An 18,941-nucleotide genomic window follows, 5' to 3' on the forward strand; every position below is an offset into this window, starting at 1 on the left:
GCCGCTGACCGGGATCTACGACCCGTCCACGCCGCGCTCGAACACTACGAGCAGGCCGGCGCGGTGTGGCGGGAGGCGCTGGAGCTGTACCGGGAACAAGGCCGTGACACCGACGCCCGACGGGTCCAACAACAACTCGACGCCCTCGACAACACCACCAACCGCAGTCCGGACGTAGCCGCTGACCGTCCATAGGCAGGCATCCATGCGGGAAACGATCAACGGTAACGCGGAAACGGGGTCAATTTCTATCGCCGAATCCGCTGCTCAGCGTATTCCGTCGATAGCCCAAGACCTGACTGCGGCAACGGGTGGTGCCCGCGCCTGACAAGCGTTCACACTGAGCGAGGAAAGCGGGCCTTCCTGCCCTGGACTGTCGGCACTGCCGCCTCACTAGCCCGTTGGGGTTGTATACGATCGGGTCGCCACTCTCAGAGACACCACCCTTGGATTCCGGATACTCCGGACATCGAGAGCACCGTGCACTCGACGAGCTGAAAGCTCGGCACGTCCGTCAGGTCGGACCGATGTCTGGGCGGCGGACGTCTTGAGGGCTGAGGTCCCATCGAAAGCCACTCCAGGAAGGGTGTTGAAGACGCCGGTCGGCGGTCCACTGGCGGAACTCGACGTCGCTGACAAGAACGGGATCGACCCACTGGCATCGCGGCGTACTCGCGCGGGATCGGCGCGGCGAACGGGCTGGTGGAACGTGTGCCGCTCGGAAGTCATCGCTGCTGGTAGAGCGAGGGCACCGTCGTCTTTGGGAGCATGGCCGGGTGATCGTGTCCCTGCCATACAAGGTGCCACGGAAGCTGCTGTCCATCCCGACGGTGTTGCTGCGCAGTCAAGCGGCGAAGGACGCCGAACTGCTCGTCCTGCGCCACGAGAACGCCGTACTCCGTCGGCAACTCGCCAGTCCAGTCCGCCACGAGCCCGCGGACCGGCTCTGGTTCGCCGCCCTGTCCGCGCCCTGTCCGCGCTGATGGATCGTCGCCGGTGGCGCGAGGTCTTCCCGGTCACGCCGGGCACCCTGCTCGCCGGGCACCGCAAACTCATAGCCCCCAAGTGGGACCACTCCGCGCGCCGACGCACCGGACGCCCACCAACCCGAGCGGCGGTAAAGACGCTCGTGCTGCGGCTCGCCAGGGAGAACCCACGATGGGGTCACCGGCGGATCCAGGGCGAGCTGGCCCGACTCGGCCACCGCGTCGCCTGCTCGACGGTCTGGCGGATTCTGCACGACGCGGGCATCGACCCGGCACCACGTCGTGGTGGCCCGACCTGGCGACAGTTCCTCACCGCCCAGGCCCAGGGCACCATCGCGGCGGACTTCCTCCACCTCGACACCGTGCTCGGCACACGCCTGTACGCGCTCGCGTTCCTCGAACACGACACCCGACGCCTGCACATCACCGGCGTCACCGCCCACCCGACCCAGGCATGGACCACGCAACAGGCCAGGAACCTCACCGCCGACCTCGGACACCGGACGGAGTCGCTCCGATTCCTGCCACGCGACCGCGACGACAAGTACGGCCAGGCGCTCAACGCCGTCTTCCAGTCCGATGATCTACGCGTCATCACCACCGCGCCACAGGCGCCCCGGATGAACGCCCACTGCGAAAGGGTCATCCGCACCCTCCGACGCGAACTCCTCGACCACATCCTGGTCCTGGGAGAGAGCCACCCACGTCAGGTCCTCACGACCTACGAGGACCACTACAACCGACACCGCCCCCACCAGGGCCGAGACCAACTACCACCCGAGACCCAACAACACCCCGCCGCGGTTCACAATCTCGACACCCACAGAGTGCACCGCACCCGCATCCTCGGCGGCCTCATCAACGAGTACAGACACGCAGCTCGACCAGCAGCGATGACTTTTCGAGCGGTACAGGGTCGTCGGCAGTGCGCGACAACGTCTTCCGTGCGTCATGCCGCCCGGCGCGGGCGGCCCGGAGGGAACCGCCCACACCGACCGAACCCGAACCCGCCGGTGACGGCTCAGTCGTCCACCAGGACCCGGGTGACGACCGTCGCGACACCGGCGGCGTAGCTGGCGCCGACCTTGACCGCGAGCATCTCCTCCCGGAACAGTGGGGAGCGCAGGAACGCGAGGACCACCGGGACCGGGGCGACGGCGCTGTTGACCCACCGCGCGCAGGACGCCGACGGCCGGGCCGCGCACTCGGCCACACCGAGGGCGAGGGAGCCGAGGCCGGCGGCGGTGTCGAGCCACACCCCGTACACGTCCTCCAGCTTGGCTACCAGCAGTACGTTGCCCCGCTTGCTGCTCGCGTACATCGTGAGCGCGTCGACCAGCCACGAGAGGCCCTCGACCGACCACTTCGCGATCGCCAGGCCGGCCGCGGTGTCGTCGGGCGCGTCGGTGGGGACGTCGCCGGGCGCGTCGGTCGGGGACGCGGTGAACGGCCAGGCCAGGCCGAGCGACAACGCCGTGTTCCCCAGCAGCAGAGCGCTGATCGTGCTCGTCACGGCCTTGTCCACGGGGGTCGTGGGTGGTGGCAGCAGGTCGCTGCCGAACTCCAGGGCGGTCGCCACCACCGTCGCCGCGAGGTCGAGCGCCTTGCCCGTCACCGGTGACGCCGTCGCCTCCGGTCGGTCGGGCTGCGCCTGGTCGGGCGTACCGCCGAGGGCGTGCCGCGCGACCACGGCGGGGAAGGCGACCAGCAGCCCGACCAGGGTCTTGAGGGTGACCGGGCCGCGCTGTTCGACCGGCACCCCCGCCTCGTCCGCGATCCACGTCACCACGTCCCGGACCGGCGCGATGTCGACCTTGGCGGCGAGCAGCCCGGCGGCGATGCCGCCCAGCTTCACCAGGACGTCGATCAACGCGTCGATCAGCGCCTTCGCGATCTCCACCAGGGTCAGGGCCAGCTCTCGCAGCGCCGTCAGCAGCGCGGTGAGCGTGACCTGCTCCAGGCTGCCGCCGGTGCCGTCCAGCTCGCCCGCCACCGCGTCGGCGAAGGCCCGGCCGGCGTCGTGGAAGCGGGACAGCTGCCCGGTGACCGCCGCGATCGCGGAGTCGACGGCCTTCCGCAGGTCACCGGTGCCGTCCGGCACCTCGGCGAGCAGTCGCGCGCCCAGTTCGCCCTCGGCTCCCTGGACGCGGTCGAACAGGAAGTGCGCAGGCACCGACGTCCTCAGGTCGAGGGTGTCGGTGACGGCTCCCACCCGCTCCCCGCCGCTGCCGACGACCGGCGGCACGGGGTCGTGCCCGGACCCCTTCACGTCACCGACCGTGCTGCCGCGCACCTTCCCGATGAGCCGGTCGAACTGGCCGGCGAGGTCGGTCCGGGCGAAGTCGGTCATCCGCTGGAGCGCGACGGCCCTGACCCGCTGCAGTTGGGCGACGACCTCGGTGGGCGTCCGGTCGAGCACGCCCTCGACGGCGTGGGCGGTGGCCCAGATGTCGGCGAACGGGAACCGGTGGACCAGCCAGTCGATCACCCGGGCGGTGAGCGCGCCCAGCGCCCGCATCGCGCTCAGGAACAGGTCCACGGCGTCCGAGGCGGTCACGACCGCGAACCGGCCGAGGTCCACGACCTTCCCGGCGATCCGCAGGCCGAGCGAGACCGTGCCGTCGGCCGCGTTCAGCGTCAGCCGCGCCACGTCGGTGACACCGGCGAGCAGACCGCTCACCACGTCGCCGAAGCGCCGCCCCAGGTCGCCGAGGAAGCTTTCCGGCACGGTGTCGACCCGGCGCAGCGACACCTCGCCGCCCGCGCCGGTCTCCAGCACCCACGACGACGTGGGGCGGGGCATGCTCGGGTTGCCCAGCGCCATGAGGTCGCGCAGGTGTGCCACGGCCAGTTGCGGTGTCAGGGACGCCGACCAGGTCGTGCTCGGCACCAGGGGTGTGCCGTCGACCTTGGCGGCGCGCAACGCCTCCGCAGTGAGCAGACCGCGGTCCGCCAGCGGCGCGAGGCCCGACAGGTAGTCGCGAATCCCGTGCTCCGGGTGGATCTGCGCGCCCTCGGGCAGGCCGTCGCCGGTGACCAGGATCGCGGGCGGGGTGAGGCTGTGGGCCCGGGTGGACGCGGTCAGCGCGCCGAACCGGTCGGTGCGCGCGATCAGGACTTCGTCTCTGCGCGGCCCCAGCCGCGCTGTCCGGGAGCCGATGGTCACCTCGGCCGTGCTCGTCGTGCGCACCCGCACCGGGTGGTTCGCGACCGGTGTGCCGGCGGCGTCGCGGACGGTGACCCGGGTGCGCCAGCGCCGGGTCCGCGCGGAGTAGGTGTCCGCCAACCGCACGGTCTCGCGGCGCCACTGCCCCGTATCCGGGTCTTGGCCCAGGAGCACCAGGAAGTTACTCGGCTCCAGGGCGAAGAACACCGACGCCCCCTGGTGCAGCGGGTCGGGGAACAGGGTGCGGTTCGACTTGCCGAGGGGCACGGCGACCGGCGCGCCGTCCGCGCCGGCGGTCCACACCGGGCCGTCGGCGTCCCACCCCGTCTGCCTGAGCAGCGACAGGTCGCTGCTGTCCACGTAGGCTCTCAGCAGCCCCGCCCCGTCCATGGTGGTGGTGACGGCGTACGCGGTGATCCCGAGGTCGGCCCACCGGCCGCCCACGAACTGGTACAGCCGTCGCGTCTTCGGGGTGGTGCACAGGTACCCGGTGTTCGACGCGCAGTCCACGAAGCCACCCCAGGCGACCGCGTCCGCCTCGGGCAAGCGCGTCTTGTCCGTCGAGTGCTTCTTGTCGCCCTCCACCCCGACGCGCACGAGGTCGGCCCCGTCGCAGTAGCCGACCTCCAGCGACCGGGCGTCGAACGGCACGACCACGTATCGCCTGTTCTTGAGCTTGCCGCCGAAGTCGTACCCGGAGCGCTTCCACTTGTCGCCCCCGGCGTGCTCGTACCGGACGAGGTTGCCGTGCGGGTCCACCCCGAACAGCGACGGCGACCGCGGGCCGGCGGCGGGCGGGTAGATCACGACCGGGTCGACCAACCCGACCTTCTCCTCGTGCACCTTGACGAACCCGTCGCCGTCGTGCCGGAAGAAGGCCGTGGTCGAAGCGCCCTGCGCGACCGTCCACAACCGACCGCCCGGCAGTTGCAGCACGACGGCGCCGATCCAGGCGTCGCCCGCCGCCGGCGGTCCCAGCACCCAGTAGCCGCTCGTGGTGTCGCGCCGCAGCGTGCGCACCCGCCCGTCGAGCACGACGGACGCCCTGAGCCCACCGGCCGGGTCCTGGTAGGGGGCGACCACGTTCAGCGAGTAGGAGGGCTTCCCGGAAGCGGTGAACGCCAGGTCGATGCCGGTGACGGGTTCGCTGACGAGCACGCTGTCGGAGACCACGGTGAACGGTCTGCGGTACAGGGGGATTGCGGGCGTCGTGCCGGGACCGGTGCCGGGAGCCGGGACGGCTCCGCTGTTGAGATCGGCTCCGCTGTCGAGGTCGGTTGCGGCGCGTGTGGACGAGGGTGCGGTGGACATGGGATGCCTCCGGAGTGGAGTTGGCGGCGACGGCTCGCGACGGCCTCTGGATCGGGTGCCGTGCAGCGCTTCCGGTTCGGGATCGGTGGGAGGTCGCCGTCCGTCCATACTGGTCAGTCGGCGCGGGGGCGCAAGCAAGCGTGATCAATACCAGGGCTCGCGCCTGTCGCACAGCGGAGGTGGCCGCCGCGCGGACCGTTCGACCGTGTGAGGGATTGCCGGTAACGCCCGCCGCGCGTCGCCCGTTCGGCCGCCGCCTGATCGGCCCGCACTGCGCCATCGAGGTGAACCCGTCACCGGTCAGGTGAAACCCGGTGAACCCGGGGGAGCAGGTGGTGCGGGTGCCGTCGGGGGCGACGGCGCCGGGTTCGAGGACGTTGTCGGTTCGAAGCCCGTGGTGGTGGGTGGCACCGCAGCCCGAGTGAGTGCCGAGTCCCTCGTCACAATGCCGTCGAGATCCGGGAACGGAACGCCTCGGAGAACCGGGGGCTCGGGCATCGCCGAGCTCGTGCAGCACGGCGACGGTCTTGTCGGAGCCTGCAAGCGCGGCCTCGTACCTGGGCAGTGCACTGGCGGTCCGGTGGACTCCGACGTCGAGATGTGACGTCGGAGAGGTGTCGTTTGAGCACGCGGAGGGCTTCGAGTCCACCGTCGCCGCCGGCTCGTCGGCGGGTGAGGAGGGCTCGGGCGTCGGGGTGGCAGCGGCTCGGGTGAGGGCGATGCGGTGCGGGGCGGCGTCGGGTTGGCGGTTGCCGGTGCGGCTGAGTCGGTGGCGGGCGCGGTTGGACGACCACACGGGTAGTGGTGCTGTGCCGTTGTGGCGGGCGTAGGCGTCGCGGGAGCGGAATCGGCGGATGTCGGCGGATTCGCCGAGGGTCTTGGCCGCGGTCAGCGGCCCGCAGCCGCGGATGCCCGGCAGTGCCGAGGCCGGCCGCGCGACAAGCGTGCTGATCTCGGCCGGCAGGGCGTCGATCCGTTCGGTGAGCTGCCGGCAGTGCCGCACCAGAGCCCGGGCCGGCGTGCCACCATCCCCTGGTGGGAGTCCAGGCGGGCGAGGATGGCCTGGTAGGCGCCTGGTAGGCGCCGCCCCGGTCCAGGGTTTCCTCCACGACGGCGTCGACGAGCTCGCGGGCAGATGACGGGTCAGCTCACCCAGATGACCGGGTGCGAAAACGCCTTCGGCATTGCCGCTGGCCGGCCCGGACAAAGGGTCGGCACACTGATCGCGCAACAGGACCTCACCAGCAGGATGATCTTGACAGACCTCAGCTTCTACTCGAGGTTCCGTTGCTCCACCACCACGACACGCCTGATCTGCTTCTTGACAGCCTGCCCACCGCCCTAACCACGCGGCCTTGGGTGAAGGCCCTCCCGGCCGACCACGGACCATCCGCTCCATCCGGCTCCTGGTTCCGCTCCTGGCACGAGAATCCTGCCCGGGGCTACCGCCGCATCCACGGCGAACTCCTCGTACTGGGCATCACAGTCGCAGCATCCACCGTCTGGCAGATCCTCAAAGACGCCGGAACCGACCCGGCTCCCGAACACACTCCGACAACCCGGGCGACCTTCCTCCGCTCCCGGACCGACGCACTCCCAGCCTGCGACTTCTTCGAGACCCACACGTTGAACGGCACCCGACTGCACGTACTCGCGGTCATCGAGCACACCGGCCGCCGAATCCGCGTCCCCGGCGCCACCGCACACCCCACCGCGTCCTGGGTCACCCAAGCCGTCGGAAATCTCGTCATGGACCTCGAGGACGCAGGCAGCCCCGCACGGTTCCCGATCCGCGACCGCGACGGGACGTTCCCCGCCCTGTTCGACGCCGTCCTCGCCGACGCGGAACTGCTGCTGGTCGGTGCCCACGGCCGTGGGGGAACCTGCTTGTCATCACCGATGACCACGATCTTGGGTGTGAGGTACTGGAGGAACGTCGCCTCCAGTCCCGCCTGGGACGCCTCATCGACGATCACCACGTCGACCGTGTCCGGCTGGACGCGGAACTGCTCGGCGATCCGGTAGACGGGCATGATCCACACCGGCACGGCCGGGCGGGTCGACTGCTTGTCGTGGTCGCCGCCCGGCCACCACGTGGTGCGGCGACACCTCGCCACCGTGCCCGCTGTGATCCACCTCGACGACGGCACCGGGCGGCTGACGCTCCAGCGGACCGAGGTCGCGGACGGCCTGAACGTCGAGCTGGGCCCGCGGGCCGGTTCTGGTTCGCCACCCTGTCCGGACCGGTGGACCGTCGCCGTTGGCGGGAGGTCTTCCCCGTCACGCCGGGCACTCTGCTCTGCCGGCATCGCAGTTTCGTGGCCCGTAAGTGGGACTACTCCGCGCGTCGACGGACCGGACGTCCACCGACACGAGCGGCGGTCAAGACGCTCGTGCTGCGGCTCGCCAGAGAACCCGCGGTGGGGCCATCGGCGGACCAGGGCAACTGGCCCGACTCGGCCACCACATCGCACCCTCGACGGTCCGGCGGATCCTGCACGACGCGGACATCGACCCGGCACCACGCCGTACCGGCTCGACCTGGCGGGCGTCCGCGTGGTCGAACCCGCCCGAAGGCCTCGTCTCTCGGCGCGTTCACGTCGACTCTGGCGCCACCGGGTGGCACCAGCCGGTAAATCCCTGGAGATGCAGGTCGGCTACGGGATATCCTGGAAAACTTTGCTCCTCCCGGAAGGAAGACCATGGACGTTCCCTCTCCGCACAGCCGGTTCCTCGACGACCTACTTCCTCGGATGCAGCGGAACCCGACAATCGCGGGTGTCGCGGTCGCGGGTTCGCTCGCGGGCGGACGCCCCGACACCTATTCCGATGTCGACCTCATCGTGGTCGTTGACGACGAGGCGTTCGACGCGGTCATGGAGGAGCGCCTCGCACTGATCGGCTCGTGGACCACACTGGTGGCGGGGTTCACCGGCGAGCACGTCGGCGAACCCCGGCTGATCATCACACTTGTCGGGCCTCCCCTGCTCCACGTCGACTTCAAGTTCGTACGGACCGCGCAGTTCGCCGAGCGCATCGAGGACCCGCACATCCTGTGGGACCGAAGCGGTGACCTTTCCCGCTGCCTTGCGGACCGCCCGCCGGTGGCCCCGTCGTGGGACCTGCAGTGGATCGAGGACCGGTTCTGGGTTTGGGTGCACTACGGCGCGACGAAGCTCGGCCGCGGCGAGCTGTTCGAAGCCATCGGATTCCTCGGCCATCTGCGCGAAGCGGTGCTTGGTCCGCTCATCGCACGACGAGCGGGAGCTCCCGTCCGCGGTGTCCGACACCTCGAGTTCATCGCACCGGACGAGGCCCGCGACCTGGAACGAACCTTGTGCGGTTACGACCGGCACGACGCCGGCCGAGCCCTCCTGGCCTGCGTCGAGCTCTACCGACGGTGGCGCGACGAAACCGACGCGACGATCGAACGCCACCACCAGGCGGAGAAACTCGCCCTGGAGTACCTCAACGACATCCTGAAGCAGACCAGCTTGACCCCCTGACCTCCTGGGTGGAAGGTCGGTCGAAGCGGTGAGCCCACGTACCCCTGGGCCGACGGCACCGGCGGCGGTCTCCAGCACGTTCTCGGCGAACAGCTTGGGCAGGTCGTCCGGACCGGTCAACGCCGGCCCTCGTGCTTTGGCCTCAGCCACTCGCCGCCGCGGCGGCCTGCTCCGGCGACAGCTGCCGCCCGGTCCCGGTCTCGCTCTTCCGTGCGCTCACAAGTTCAGATGTCATCACTCACAGTGCCCATCCCGCTGCCCCCGGGCTCGGCGTGTCGGGCCGGACACACCTACCTCGAAACAGTCCCGAACGGTTCCATGGCCGGCCAAGTAGTCGTCCTGCGCCCGTCATGGTGATGTCGATGCCGCCGGGGATGTGCACGGCGGGTCCCAGTTGGTGACATCAGCCTCCACCGGAGCCGGTTCGAGCACCCCGCAGTCGTCCGGATCGAGGTCGCCTCGCCCCGGTGATCTGCCGCATCTCCCTGAGGTCCTCCGTGTCAGGGGTGTGTCGGTGCGGTGACTGCTCGGTGTCAGGACCGTCGGCCAACGTGGGCGCCGTGATCAGTTCAGCGCACGCGGCCTCGGAGCCGCGATCGGCGGTCCGCGACAACACCGGGGGTTCAGAAGTGAACAGGGCTACCAAGGACAGCAGGGTCCGCAAGCCGCGCTTGGGCCGGCGGATGGGTGTCGCGGCGCTGACAGCCGTGCTGGTGACCGGCAGCGCCGTGCCTCAGGCCACGGCCGGGCCGGATCGCCCAGAGCTGCGGCAGGCGGTGCAGGCGTTCGTCGACGCCGGTTTCGCCGGGGTGCAGGTGCGCGTGCACGACGAGCGGGGTGACTGGATCACCGGCGCCGGGGTGCGCGAGCTGGGCAAGTCGGCGAAGCCGCCGACGAACGGCCGGTTCCGGATCGGCAGCGCCACCAAGACCTTCACCGCGACCCTGCTGCTGCAACTGGTGGCCGAGGGCCGGATCGGGCTGGACGCCCCGGTGGCCGACCACCTGCCCGGGTTCGGGTTGGACCGGCGGATCACGGTGCGGATGCTGTTGCAGCACACCAGCGGGGTGTTCAACTTCACCGGCGAGTACCACCCCGACGGAACGGTCGTGTCGGGGATCCCATGGCAGGGCCGGGAGTGGGTGGACCTGCGGTTCCACACCTACCAGCCGGAAGAGCTGGTGCGGCTGGCGCTGGCCAGGCCGGCGCGGTTCGAACCGGGGACGGGCTGGAGCTACTCCAACACCAACTACGTACTGGCCCGACTGTTGATCGAGCAGGTCGCCGGCCGCCCCTACGCCGAGGAGATGCGGCGGCGGATCCTGCGGCCACTCGGGCTGCGCGGCACCGTGACGCCCGGCGCCTCCCCGGAGATCCCCGGGCCGCACGCCCGCGGCTACCACCGGTACGAGGACGGCGGCCAGTGGAAGACGGTCGACGTCACCCGCCAGAACCCCTCCTGGATCTCCAGCGCCGGTGACATGATCTCGACCACCAAGGACCTGCACACGTTCTTCTCCGCGTTGCAGAGCGGCAAGCTCCTCCCGGCGCCGCTGCTGGCCGAGATGCGCACACCGCATCCCGGGAGTGAGGGATTCTTCGGCCGCTACGGACTCGGGCTGTACGTGCAGGACACCGGCCCGGACTGCGTTGGCACCCTGCTCAACCACAACGGCAGCGTCAACGGCTACGCGGCGCTGATGTACAGCACACCCGACGGCAGCAGCACCCTGACCGCCTCGATCACCACCGGCGACGCCGCGACCAACCCGACGACCGAGTTCCCTCGCTTGCTGACCGGACTGCTCGACGCGGTGTTCTGCGGCGAGCGGGCCGCCCGCTGACGGTGACCGGGTCCCGCTGCGCCCACGTGAGGCGCCACCCCCTCCGCACGCGGAGCTTGTCCGCCAGCGCTATGCAGCTTTACTGATGCCGCATCAGGCAACGTTCGCCCTGTCGTGACACGCCGCTCGGGCTCTGTTCCGGGCGGTGCGTGTCCGTCAGGCTGGACGGGTGGCAGATCGCGTGCGTGTCCGTGAGATCGATGACGACGAGGGCGGGCGCCCGCTGCGGATCGTCCGCCGGGTACCGGGTCTGTGGTGACCTGGCGGCGGGCGCTGATGGTGCTGTTGTCCGCCCAGGGCATGCCGGTGGCGAAGATCACCGACGTGACGTTCACCAGCGCGGACCGGGTCACGGGACGTGATCCACGACTTCAACACCGACGGTTTCGACTCGCTGCGCGAGAACCGATTGATGACAAGGGGCACCGTCCCGCGCCGGCACCGACGCCTGGTCGCGAAGAAGTGGACTACCCGAACCGGACCGGGCGACCGCCGGTCGACGATGCTGTCGTGGCGCCGATCGAGCGCATGGCCCAGGAGAACGTCAACTGGGACTACCGCAGAATCCAGGGCGAACTGCTCAAGCCCGGCCACCAGGCCGAGCGCCGCGCCCAGGCGGGCTCGTACTGGTCGGACTGGCCGGCCACGCTCGAGGTGCCCGCCGTCGAACCGGACCTCGTCGTGCGCTCCGCCCTGACGCTGAAGGGCCTCGTGCACCACGACACCGGCGCGATCATGGCCGCCGCGACCACCTCCCTCCCGGAGGAGCTGGGCGACATCCGCAACTGGCACCACCTGCACTGCTGGCTGCGCCACACCACGTCAGGACTCCTCGACCTCCTTCAGGAAGCAGCACGAACGGTGCCAACCAAGCAGGGCGATATAGTCGTGCAGCAACCGCGAGTCGCCTTCAGTCCAACTTGAAGAGACGACCACTTGACCAACCGATATGTTGCAGACTCCTCCCCCAGAATCGCCCAAATCATGACCTGACCTGCGTAAACACTAAATCGGCAGGTGGCGACGGCGCAGTTGAACGCACTTCAATGCACCCCACTCCGGTTCATTCAAGTTGAATTCTCCCAATTTCCTCCCATCTTCCTCCCACGGCAGGCTTGTGTCGACCGCCACCACCGTCGAACGCATGTGCGCAAATCAAGTGCCAGAGTTGCCCCCGGCACCGAGAGTGCTGCGACCACGACCTCTCCCCCACTGACACAGCTTGATCAACAAGCCCAGCGCTGCGGCAGCCAACTCACAGGCCAGACCAAGGATGCCGCCTCTTGACACCTCGCAGGATCGCCGACTGGGCCGCGTTGATCGGCTGGCGCCTGTGGCCAGCGCTACCACTGCTGGCAGTGTGAGGCACACATCCCGCGTGATTCGTCCGGATCCTGGCTCGGGATGCAGTCGCAAGGCGCAGGAGTGGCCGCGCAGCGTCGCCGAGGACAGGCTGCGCTGCCACTCCAAACCCACGAACCCCAAACCGGGATGCGTGGTCGACAGCCCCGAGCTGTGCCGCGCGAAGCCCTCGGCGTCCAACGCGCCCATCGCCTCCAGGTACCCCAGCCCCGGCCGGTACCCGGTGGCCAGGATCAACGCGTCGACCCGCTCACGGCCACCGTCGGCCCAGGCGGCACCCGCGCGCGGTTCGGGAACACTCCTGGAGATGTGGCTGGCTCGGAGTGCGACGAACGCGGTCGGACCGGTCCGTTCACGCGGACGGCCCGATCCGCGGAAGGGCTCGGCGGCGGGGTCACCGCTCCGCGCGGCGGTGATCGACGCTGGTGTAGTGCAGGAACTGGAACAGCCCTGGTCGCCGGGGCAGTGCGGCGGCGGTGTCCACCAGGCGCAGGCCGGTCGTGCGAGCGGCGGTCCGCGGATCGAGCAGGACCGGGGTGTGACCGAGGACGAAGACGTGCCCGCCGGGCGCCGTCAGGAGCGTCAACGCGTCGAACAACGGTCCGGCCGCAGCGCGACGGACCACCTCGGCATTGAGGAAGCGCACCACGAGCAGGTCGACACTGCCCGGTGGAAGCGGCGGATGGGCGGCATCGGCGACCACGACGTCCACCGAGCGGGCGGCGGCGCGACGGACCATCGCGGGGGACAGATCCGCGCCGAGGCACCGGGCGTGCGGCAGCGCGGTGGCCAGGGCGCTCAGGAACGTGCCCGTGGAGCACGCCGGATCGAACACCAGTGGCGCCGCTCCGGGGAACAGGTCGCGGGCCAGGCGGGTGGCGTGCTCGCGAAGGTGCCGCTCCTGGGCGTCGAGGCCGTGGACGAGTGCGTGGTCGCCACCCCATGCCTCGGGTGGACAGACCTGCTCGTTCCAGTGGTCGTCGAGGACGGGGAACGGGAAGTCCAACTCGACGCCGTGCGGGCCGTGTCCGAACAACTCCCGACGCTGCCGGTCGGTGCAGGCGCGGTAGCGGAAGTCGACGCCTTCGCCGTGCCGGCGCAGGTTCAGGAACCGGCCCATCACCATGTGCGGCTCCACGACACTGAACGGTCCGGGCCCGCCGACCAGTCGACGGCCCAGCCAGGTCCCGTCGCGGCGGCGCAGAAGGAAGTACTGGACGAGGCTGGTAGGGCAGTTCTCGTGCCAGACGACTACCGCGCCGGGGGCACCGAAGCCCTGGGCGTCGACCAGGTCGCGGACGCGGCGTTCCCGATCGAGTGCCCGCGAGACGGAGGTCACCGGGTATTCCTGACCGGCGCAACGCCCTGATCACGGGGAACCGCGCACGGATGTGCGGGTACGGCATCGGGTGCCCCCACTCGACCGGTGCGACATCCCGCTGAAGCACTGTCGCGGACAGTGCCCACGGGCAGCGCGCTCCGGCCCGCTGATGGTGTGCTGGGACAGCGCGCAATCCAGGAGGAGGAAGTCGTGCACGACGCAGTGGGCTTCGAGCGCCGTGCCGGCTTGCGACACGACCGTGTCCGGCCGACATCGAGCCGACCGGTGTCGTGGCTCGCGGCGGTCAGCGGATCAGCCACCGGTCCGCCTGAGCCGGCGGGCACGGGGCCCCGGCAACGCGACGTGCCCGTCGAGGACGAGGTGGAACCGTTCCAGGCCGGGGCAGTGCACGTGCACCGCGGTGGTGCCGTGCGGGAGCGTGACGAGGCGGCCGACAAGCACGTCGTGCCCGGCCGCCAGCAGCCGTTCGGTGATCTGTCCCCGCAGCTGCGCCACCGACGCGGTCACGGTGTCGCGGCTGAAACGCACCGCGGTCTCGGCGGCGTCGACCACGACGTCGGGAACCTCCAGCCTGGCGCAGGCGAGCAACCCGGCATGGCGGCCCACGGCGCGGGTGACCGCCGCGTCGTGCGCGAGAAGGTCGAGTCCACGAGCCACCAGCACGACCTGCACCAACTCGGTGACCGCGCGCAGAACCGCGTGTGCCGCAGACAGGGAGGCGCCCAGGCCGTGACGGGCGACCGCCGGTCCCGACGTGTGCCGGACGAGGGCGAGCACCACCGGCACGTCCAGGTCGGTGGTCAAGTCGAACAGCTCCACCTCGCCGCCGACCACCTCCTCGGCCGCGACCACCAGATCGCCCAGGTCCTCCGACAGCAGCGCGCGGGCCAGCCGACGCGGCACCACGGCCCGGTCGTGGACGCAGCGCAGCAGGAACAGCGAGAACGCGTCCCGCTCCACGCACTCCCCCAGAGCGTGCAGGACCGCCTCGTCCTCGGTGGCGCCGATCGCGCAGCCGGTGTTGACCGAGTACGCCTTCACCCGACTGTAGTCGGTGTCGTCACCGACCCCGAGCCGCCACCCGGCCCGGTCGCCTGCGGTCGACCACGGCGCCCACAGGAACAGCGGCACGTCGACCGGTCGGCCATCCCGGGCGCTGGTGTGGGGAACGGACGCCAGGTGAGTGGAGGCCGTGCGGGCCAGCTCGGCGATCGCCGCGTCGACGGCGAGCGGCCCGGCGGCCACCTGCTCGACCGGCACCGCCCGCAGCGGCCACTCCCCCACCGCCGCGGGACCGGTGAACGCGTGCTCCAATGCCTCGAACAACGCCCCCACCGTCGCGGATCGCGCGTCGCCCTTGCCCGCTCCCACACCGCCGGGCACCGCGGCACCGTCGGGCTCGACCAGAGCGGCACGCACCGCGGTCGGCTCGCTCGCCGACAGGCGGTCCAACCGCGCCCGCCAGCCCAACGCGGCCACCTCGGCGCGAGCCCTGGATTCTGCGTCCTCCAGCGACAGTTCGCGTTCGAGCGGAACACCGGCGGACTGGTCGAGGACACCCGCACGAGGTGCCCACGACCCGCCGGCTTGGGCAGCGACCACGTCAGTCGTCAGACCGCGCCCCTGCGCCGTCCTCGTCTTCGCACCACCGCGACCGGACCAGCCGATCACGCAGCCACGCTGCACCTCGATACATCGCCGACCAGTCCTCGGCGGCCTCATCAACGAGTACACACCCACAGCCGCCCAACCGCAGGTCAGGCCATGTGGCGGACTTTGGAACCCCACAGGTCGGCACGCAGAGCCGGACCGCGGCGGTGACTCCTGATCCCCGAAGACAGTCGGCGCTCCGCGAGAAGCGAAGGCGACGCAGTATCGGACTCCACCGCCCCCCACATGTGTAGATGCAATCTATGTAGATCTCATCTACAATGATGTCCATGTCGGGTTTCGTGGGCAGGCAGGCCGAGCTGCACCTCTTGCGCAAGCGCCTCGACCGGGTTATCACCTCACGGGAAGGGGCCGCGATCGCCATCCGCGGACGGCGACAGGTGGGCAAGTCCCGGCTGGTCCAGGAGTTCTGCAATCGGGCCGACGTCCCCTACTTCTACTTCGCCGCCACCAAGGGCGCGTCCTCGGTCGAGTCGACCACCGCCTTCCTCGCCGAACTCGCCGACTCGTCCCTGGCCGTCGGACAGGTCGGTCCGCCCACCGGGGTCACCGGCGGATGGCCCGACGCGTTCCGCGTCCTGGGCGCGACGCTGCCGGACACCCCGACGGTCGTGGTGCTCGACGAGTTGCCGTGGCTGGCGGAACAGGACGAGGTCTTCGACGGCGCGCTACAGACCACGTGGGACCGGCTGTGGTCACGGCGCCCGGTGTTGCTGGTGCTGCTGGGCAGCGACCTGCACATGATGGAACGCCTCACCGCCTACGACCGCCCCTTCTACGGACGTGCGGACAACCTCGTGCTCGGACCGCTCAACCCCGCCGAGACCGGACAGGCCCTCGGCCTGGACGCGGCGGACGCCATCGACGCCCACCTCGTCACCGGCGGACTGCCCGGCATCATCCGCAGCTGGCCCCACGCCATGCCAGCTGCCGACTTCCTGCGCAGGGAATGCGACGACCCGGCCGCGCCCCTGTTCGGCGTGCCCGAGTCCTCCCTGCTGGCCGAGTTCCCCTCCCCCGACCAGGCCCACCGCGTCGTGGAATCGATCGGCGGGGACAGCCGCACCCACGCCAACATCGCCGCCACCGCCGGAAGCAACCAGGGACAGATCCCCTCCGGAACGCTCTCGCCGCTGCTGCGACGACTCACCGAGGAGAAACGGGTCCTGGCGGTGGACCATCCGCTCTCCACCAAGCCCGGCAAACCGGCGCTCTACCGGATCGCCGACAGCAACCTGCGCTTCTACCTGCCCATCGGACGCGCCGTCCAGGAACAAGCCCGCCGCGGACGCCCCCACATCGGCGCACGCGTCCTGCAACGCCAATGGACCAGTTGGCGCGGACGCGCCGTCGAACCACTCATCCGCGACGCGCTGGAACTCGCCGGACAAGCCGGCGAACTGCCCTGGCCCGACACCGCCGCGGTAGGCGGCTGGTGGAACCGACAGCACAACCCCGAGATCGACCTCGTCGGAGCCGACCGCTCCCCCGTCGCCGGCCGCATCGACTTCGCCGGGTCGATCAAATGGATCGGCAGCACCTTCGACCGCCACGACCTCGAAACGCTCCGCCACTCGGCCAACCACGTCCCAGGCTACGAGGCAGGCCGCTCCGGACTGGCTGTCGTGGCCCTGTCCGGAGCCGACATCGACACCGACGACGTCGACCTCGTATGGGGACCACGAGAGATCATGGACTGCTGGAAAACCGGCTGAACAGTCCGGCAGCCTGCGCCACTTGAGCGTGCGTCAAGTGACCAGACTCCACCGGGATTAAGCACTCCAGCGACACGGCCATGCCCGTCACGCCGCTCGCAGATGGCATGACCACGCCGTCCCTACCCGCGGCACGGCCGTACAGATTGCGCAACCCACCTGCCACACCCACCCGTGGGCGCGACGACCGCTTCCCACTCCCGACTGGCACCGACGTTGACGAGCCGGCCGCCCGAACCGCCCGGAGCGCCCGGATGCGTTCCCGACGGCCACCCCGCCAGAACGCGGCCTGCCGTCCGGCTGGGCTGGCGACGAGCCGTCCGACGCAACGCTGCAGCGGTAGACCGACTGTTCCCACACCCGCTGTCCGGCCAGCCCGACAGCGCCTCCACCGATGACGGTGGTCAGACTGCACCCTAAACGGGTGCCATCACGCTGACCTGCACGGATGACATTTTCGGCAAGCGCAGCGCGGCAACCGGGATCCGCTGATTCCGACCTGCAATCCGCCAGCCAAAGCCGCAGGAGCAATGGTGTGCCGCTCGAAAGTCATCGTCGCTGGTAGAGCGAGAGCACCACCGTCTTGAGAGCATGGCCGGGCGATCGTGTCCCTGCTGTATAAGGTGATCCGGAAGTTGCTGTCAGTTCGTCGGTGATGCTGCGCTGCGAGGCGGCGAAGAACACCGAACTGTTGGCGCTGTGGCATGAAACGCGGTCTCGCCGGCAACTGACGGTGAAGTTCGGCACCCCCCATACACGACGCGCTGGTCGCGGTCCTGGCGGCACGGTCGCATGCCGCGGTCCGCCGCGCCCGGCACCGCGTGGCCACCGCCATGCGCACCCAGCTGCCACCTCGCTCGGCCGATGACGAACGACCCGCACTCGCCGTCCTGGGGGCGTGGCGCCAACAAGGCACTAACGGCTCGCTGCGCCAGTACTTTCCCAAGGGCAGCGGCCCGGCCGTCCGCACGACCGCGCACCGCCACGGGCCCGCACCGCGGACGTCTCGCTGCTCGGCGGCTTGATCACCGTCGACGGGAACTCCACCGGCGCGGTCACCACCGCGGGCGCGGTCGAGCCGGCGAACCTGAAGATCAACGGTATCCCCGTCGTCAACCCCGCGGCCGACCTCTCAGCAGAACTCGACGCCGGTGGGTCCGGGGCAGGCCGCGAGCGCCCAGGCGTCGGAGGTCAGGCCACCGGCCGAGGACGTGACGGTCGCCGTGACGTAGCGGTCGGTCCGGGTGGTGTTCACCACCACGGTGCAGGTCGACGACGTGGACGTGCAGGACGACGGCAGCGGAGCGCCGCTCAGCGACCACGAGTAGGTGGCGCCGGGAGTCGGCGACTGCACCCGGAAGTGGATGGTGGAGCTGTACGACGGACGTGGCGAGACGCAGGAGTCGCTGTAGACGGGCGGATAGGTCCAGTAGGGGTAGATCGTGCACTCCAGGCCGGCAGCCTGGTTACCGACCAGGGAGTCGGCCCGGCCGGCCGCCTGAGTCGTCGTGGGCAGGGTGACGAGGGATAAGACTCCGATGACGGCCACGAGGGCGTGAGACAGTCTCCGCACGAGTTTCGGCCCCTTCGGGTGATGCGAGCCGGAACAGCCGTATCCAGCATCACCGGTCAGGGTGAACCGGAACAGCGACCGAACGGTGCGACCTCGGTCATCCGGGTGGCGGTGCAGCTCGCGTGGCTTGGTGGCCGATGCGTCACCCGTCTCGTCGACGAGTACCACGTACGCGTCGATCCGGGCGGCAGCCGCGTCGTTCGGGTTCCTCCGACGGACCGACACGACCGCCGTGCGCACCTTCGAGCGCGAGGCCCGAGGACGCCGAGCGCGGTGCCACTATGGCAACCATGCGGTGGAGCTGCTGACCACGACCACGGCCTCCGTCGAGCGCATCGCCGCCGAACTGGGCTACGCCGAGGCGACCAGCTTCATCCACGCCTTCCGCCGTTGGCGCGGCACCATGCCGGGCGGTTACGGGGTGCGGCACCGGGCCATATGAGGTGGAATTCCCACTTCGGTAGG

13 protein-coding genes and 1 pseudogene are annotated in these 18,941 nt (G+C 70.2%); 8 read left to right on the top strand and 6 right to left on the bottom strand.

What is annotated here, in order from left to right; all coding sequences use genetic code 11:
- Window positions 1-514 precede the first annotated feature (514 nt).
- Complete coding sequence (locus CKY47_RS29345; RefSeq protein WP_306749562.1) at window positions 515-823, bottom strand: ATP dependent DNA ligase; 309 nt, start codon at window positions 821-823, stop codon at window positions 515-517.
- Here CKY47_RS29345 and CKY47_RS29350 point away from each other — a divergent pair.
- Window positions 777-983: a hypothetical protein gene (locus CKY47_RS29350; RefSeq protein ID WP_306749563.1), complete on the top strand. Its 207-nt coding sequence runs from the start codon at window positions 777-779 to the stop codon at window positions 981-983. The two genes, CKY47_RS29345 and CKY47_RS29350, sit on opposite strands and share 47 nt — an antisense overlap.
- 146 nt (window positions 984-1,129) lie before the next feature.
- Window positions 1,130-2,059 carry an integrase core domain-containing protein gene (locus CKY47_RS29355; RefSeq protein WP_306749564.1) on the top strand — a complete coding sequence of 310 codons (930 nt, stop codon included), beginning with the start codon at window positions 1,130-1,132 and terminating at the stop codon, window positions 2,057-2,059.
- On the opposite strand, the gene CKY47_RS29360 is transcribed toward CKY47_RS29355, so the two are convergent.
- Both CKY47_RS29360 and CKY47_RS37030 read right to left on the bottom strand, forming a co-directional pair.
- On the bottom strand, window positions 2,008-5,325 hold the full coding sequence (locus CKY47_RS29360; RefSeq protein WP_306749565.1) for a hypothetical protein: 3,318 nt from the start codon (window positions 5,323-5,325) through the stop codon (window positions 2,008-2,010). The genes CKY47_RS29355 and CKY47_RS29360 overlap by 52 nt on opposite strands.
- An 892-nt stretch (window positions 5,326-6,217) precedes the next feature.
- Window positions 6,218-6,862: pseudogene (locus CKY47_RS37030) on the bottom strand (transposase); the annotation flags it as partial.
- On the opposite strand from CKY47_RS37030, the gene CKY47_RS29365 reads away from it, so the two are divergent.
- The 4 genes from CKY47_RS29365 to CKY47_RS37035 all read left to right on the top strand — a co-directional run bounded on the left by CKY47_RS29365 (window position 6,751) and on the right by CKY47_RS37035 (window position 11,737).
- Window positions 6,751-7,488 (top strand): hypothetical protein, encoded by a 738-nt coding sequence (locus CKY47_RS29365; protein ID WP_306749566.1) that lies wholly within the window; start codon window positions 6,751-6,753, stop codon window positions 7,486-7,488. The pseudogene CKY47_RS37030 and the gene CKY47_RS29365 overlap by 112 nt on opposite strands.
- Before the next feature lie 677 nt (window positions 7,489-8,165).
- Complete coding sequence (locus CKY47_RS29370; RefSeq protein WP_306749567.1) at window positions 8,166-8,969, top strand: nucleotidyltransferase domain-containing protein; 804 nt, start codon at window positions 8,166-8,168, stop codon at window positions 8,967-8,969.
- A 683-nt stretch (window positions 8,970-9,652) separates the two neighbouring features.
- Window positions 9,653-10,813, top strand: a complete 1,161-nt coding sequence (locus tag CKY47_RS29375; RefSeq protein ID WP_306749627.1) for a serine hydrolase domain-containing protein — start codon at window positions 9,653-9,655, stop codon at window positions 10,811-10,813.
- Between the two features lie 255 nt (window positions 10,814-11,068).
- Complete coding sequence (locus tag CKY47_RS37035) at window positions 11,069-11,737, top strand: hypothetical protein (RefSeq protein ID WP_371320757.1); 669 nt, start codon at window positions 11,069-11,071, stop codon at window positions 11,735-11,737.
- 832 nt (window positions 11,738-12,569) lie between these two features.
- Here the strand turns inward: CKY47_RS37035 and CKY47_RS29390 are convergent.
- Window positions 12,570-13,514, bottom strand: coding sequence for a class I SAM-dependent methyltransferase (locus CKY47_RS29390; protein WP_306749568.1), 945 nt, complete (start codon window positions 13,512-13,514; stop codon window positions 12,570-12,572).
- Between the two features lie 294 nt (window positions 13,515-13,808).
- Window positions 13,809-15,251 carry a YcaO-like family protein gene (locus tag CKY47_RS29395; protein WP_306749569.1) on the bottom strand — a complete coding sequence of 481 codons (1,443 nt, stop codon included), beginning with the start codon at window positions 15,249-15,251 and terminating at the stop codon, window positions 13,809-13,811.
- A 218-nt stretch (window positions 15,252-15,469) separates the two neighbouring features.
- Here CKY47_RS29395 and CKY47_RS29400 point away from each other — a divergent pair, with 218 nt between their 5' ends.
- The gene (locus tag CKY47_RS29400; protein ID WP_306749570.1) at window positions 15,470-16,903 is read left to right on the top strand and encodes an ATP-binding protein; all 1,434 of its coding nucleotides are present in this window, start codon (window positions 15,470-15,472) and stop codon (window positions 16,901-16,903) included.
- 1,132 nt (window positions 16,904-18,035) lie between these two features.
- On the opposite strand, the gene CKY47_RS29405 is transcribed toward CKY47_RS29400, so the two are convergent.
- A complete protein-coding gene (locus CKY47_RS29405; RefSeq protein ID WP_306749571.1) occupies window positions 18,036-18,476 on the bottom strand; it encodes a hypothetical protein in 441 nt (146 codons plus the stop codon).
- A gap of 295 nt (window positions 18,477-18,771) precedes the next feature.
- Here CKY47_RS29405 and CKY47_RS29410 point away from each other — a divergent pair, with 295 nt between their 5' ends.
- On the top strand, window positions 18,772-18,918 hold the full coding sequence (locus tag CKY47_RS29410) for a helix-turn-helix domain-containing protein (RefSeq protein ID WP_371320758.1): 147 nt from the start codon (window positions 18,772-18,774) through the stop codon (window positions 18,916-18,918).
- Window positions 18,919-18,941 lie beyond the last annotated feature (23 nt).

It is taken from the genome of Saccharothrix longispora (assembly GCF_030852425.1).
Lineage (GTDB): Bacteria > Actinomycetota > Actinomycetes > Mycobacteriales > Pseudonocardiaceae > Actinosynnema > Actinosynnema longispora.

Coding starts and splice junctions, on each gene's coding strand:
- CKY47_RS29345 (WP_306749562.1), bottom strand. CDS start 823: ATGGACAGCAGCTTCCGTGGCACCTTGTATGGCAGGGACACGATCACC.
- CKY47_RS29370 (WP_306749567.1), top strand. CDS start 8,166: ATGGACGTTCCCTCTCCGCACAGCCGGTTCCTCGACGACCTACTTCCT.
- CKY47_RS29375 (WP_306749627.1), top strand. CDS start 9,653: ATGGGTGTCGCGGCGCTGACAGCCGTGCTGGTGACCGGCAGCGCCGTG.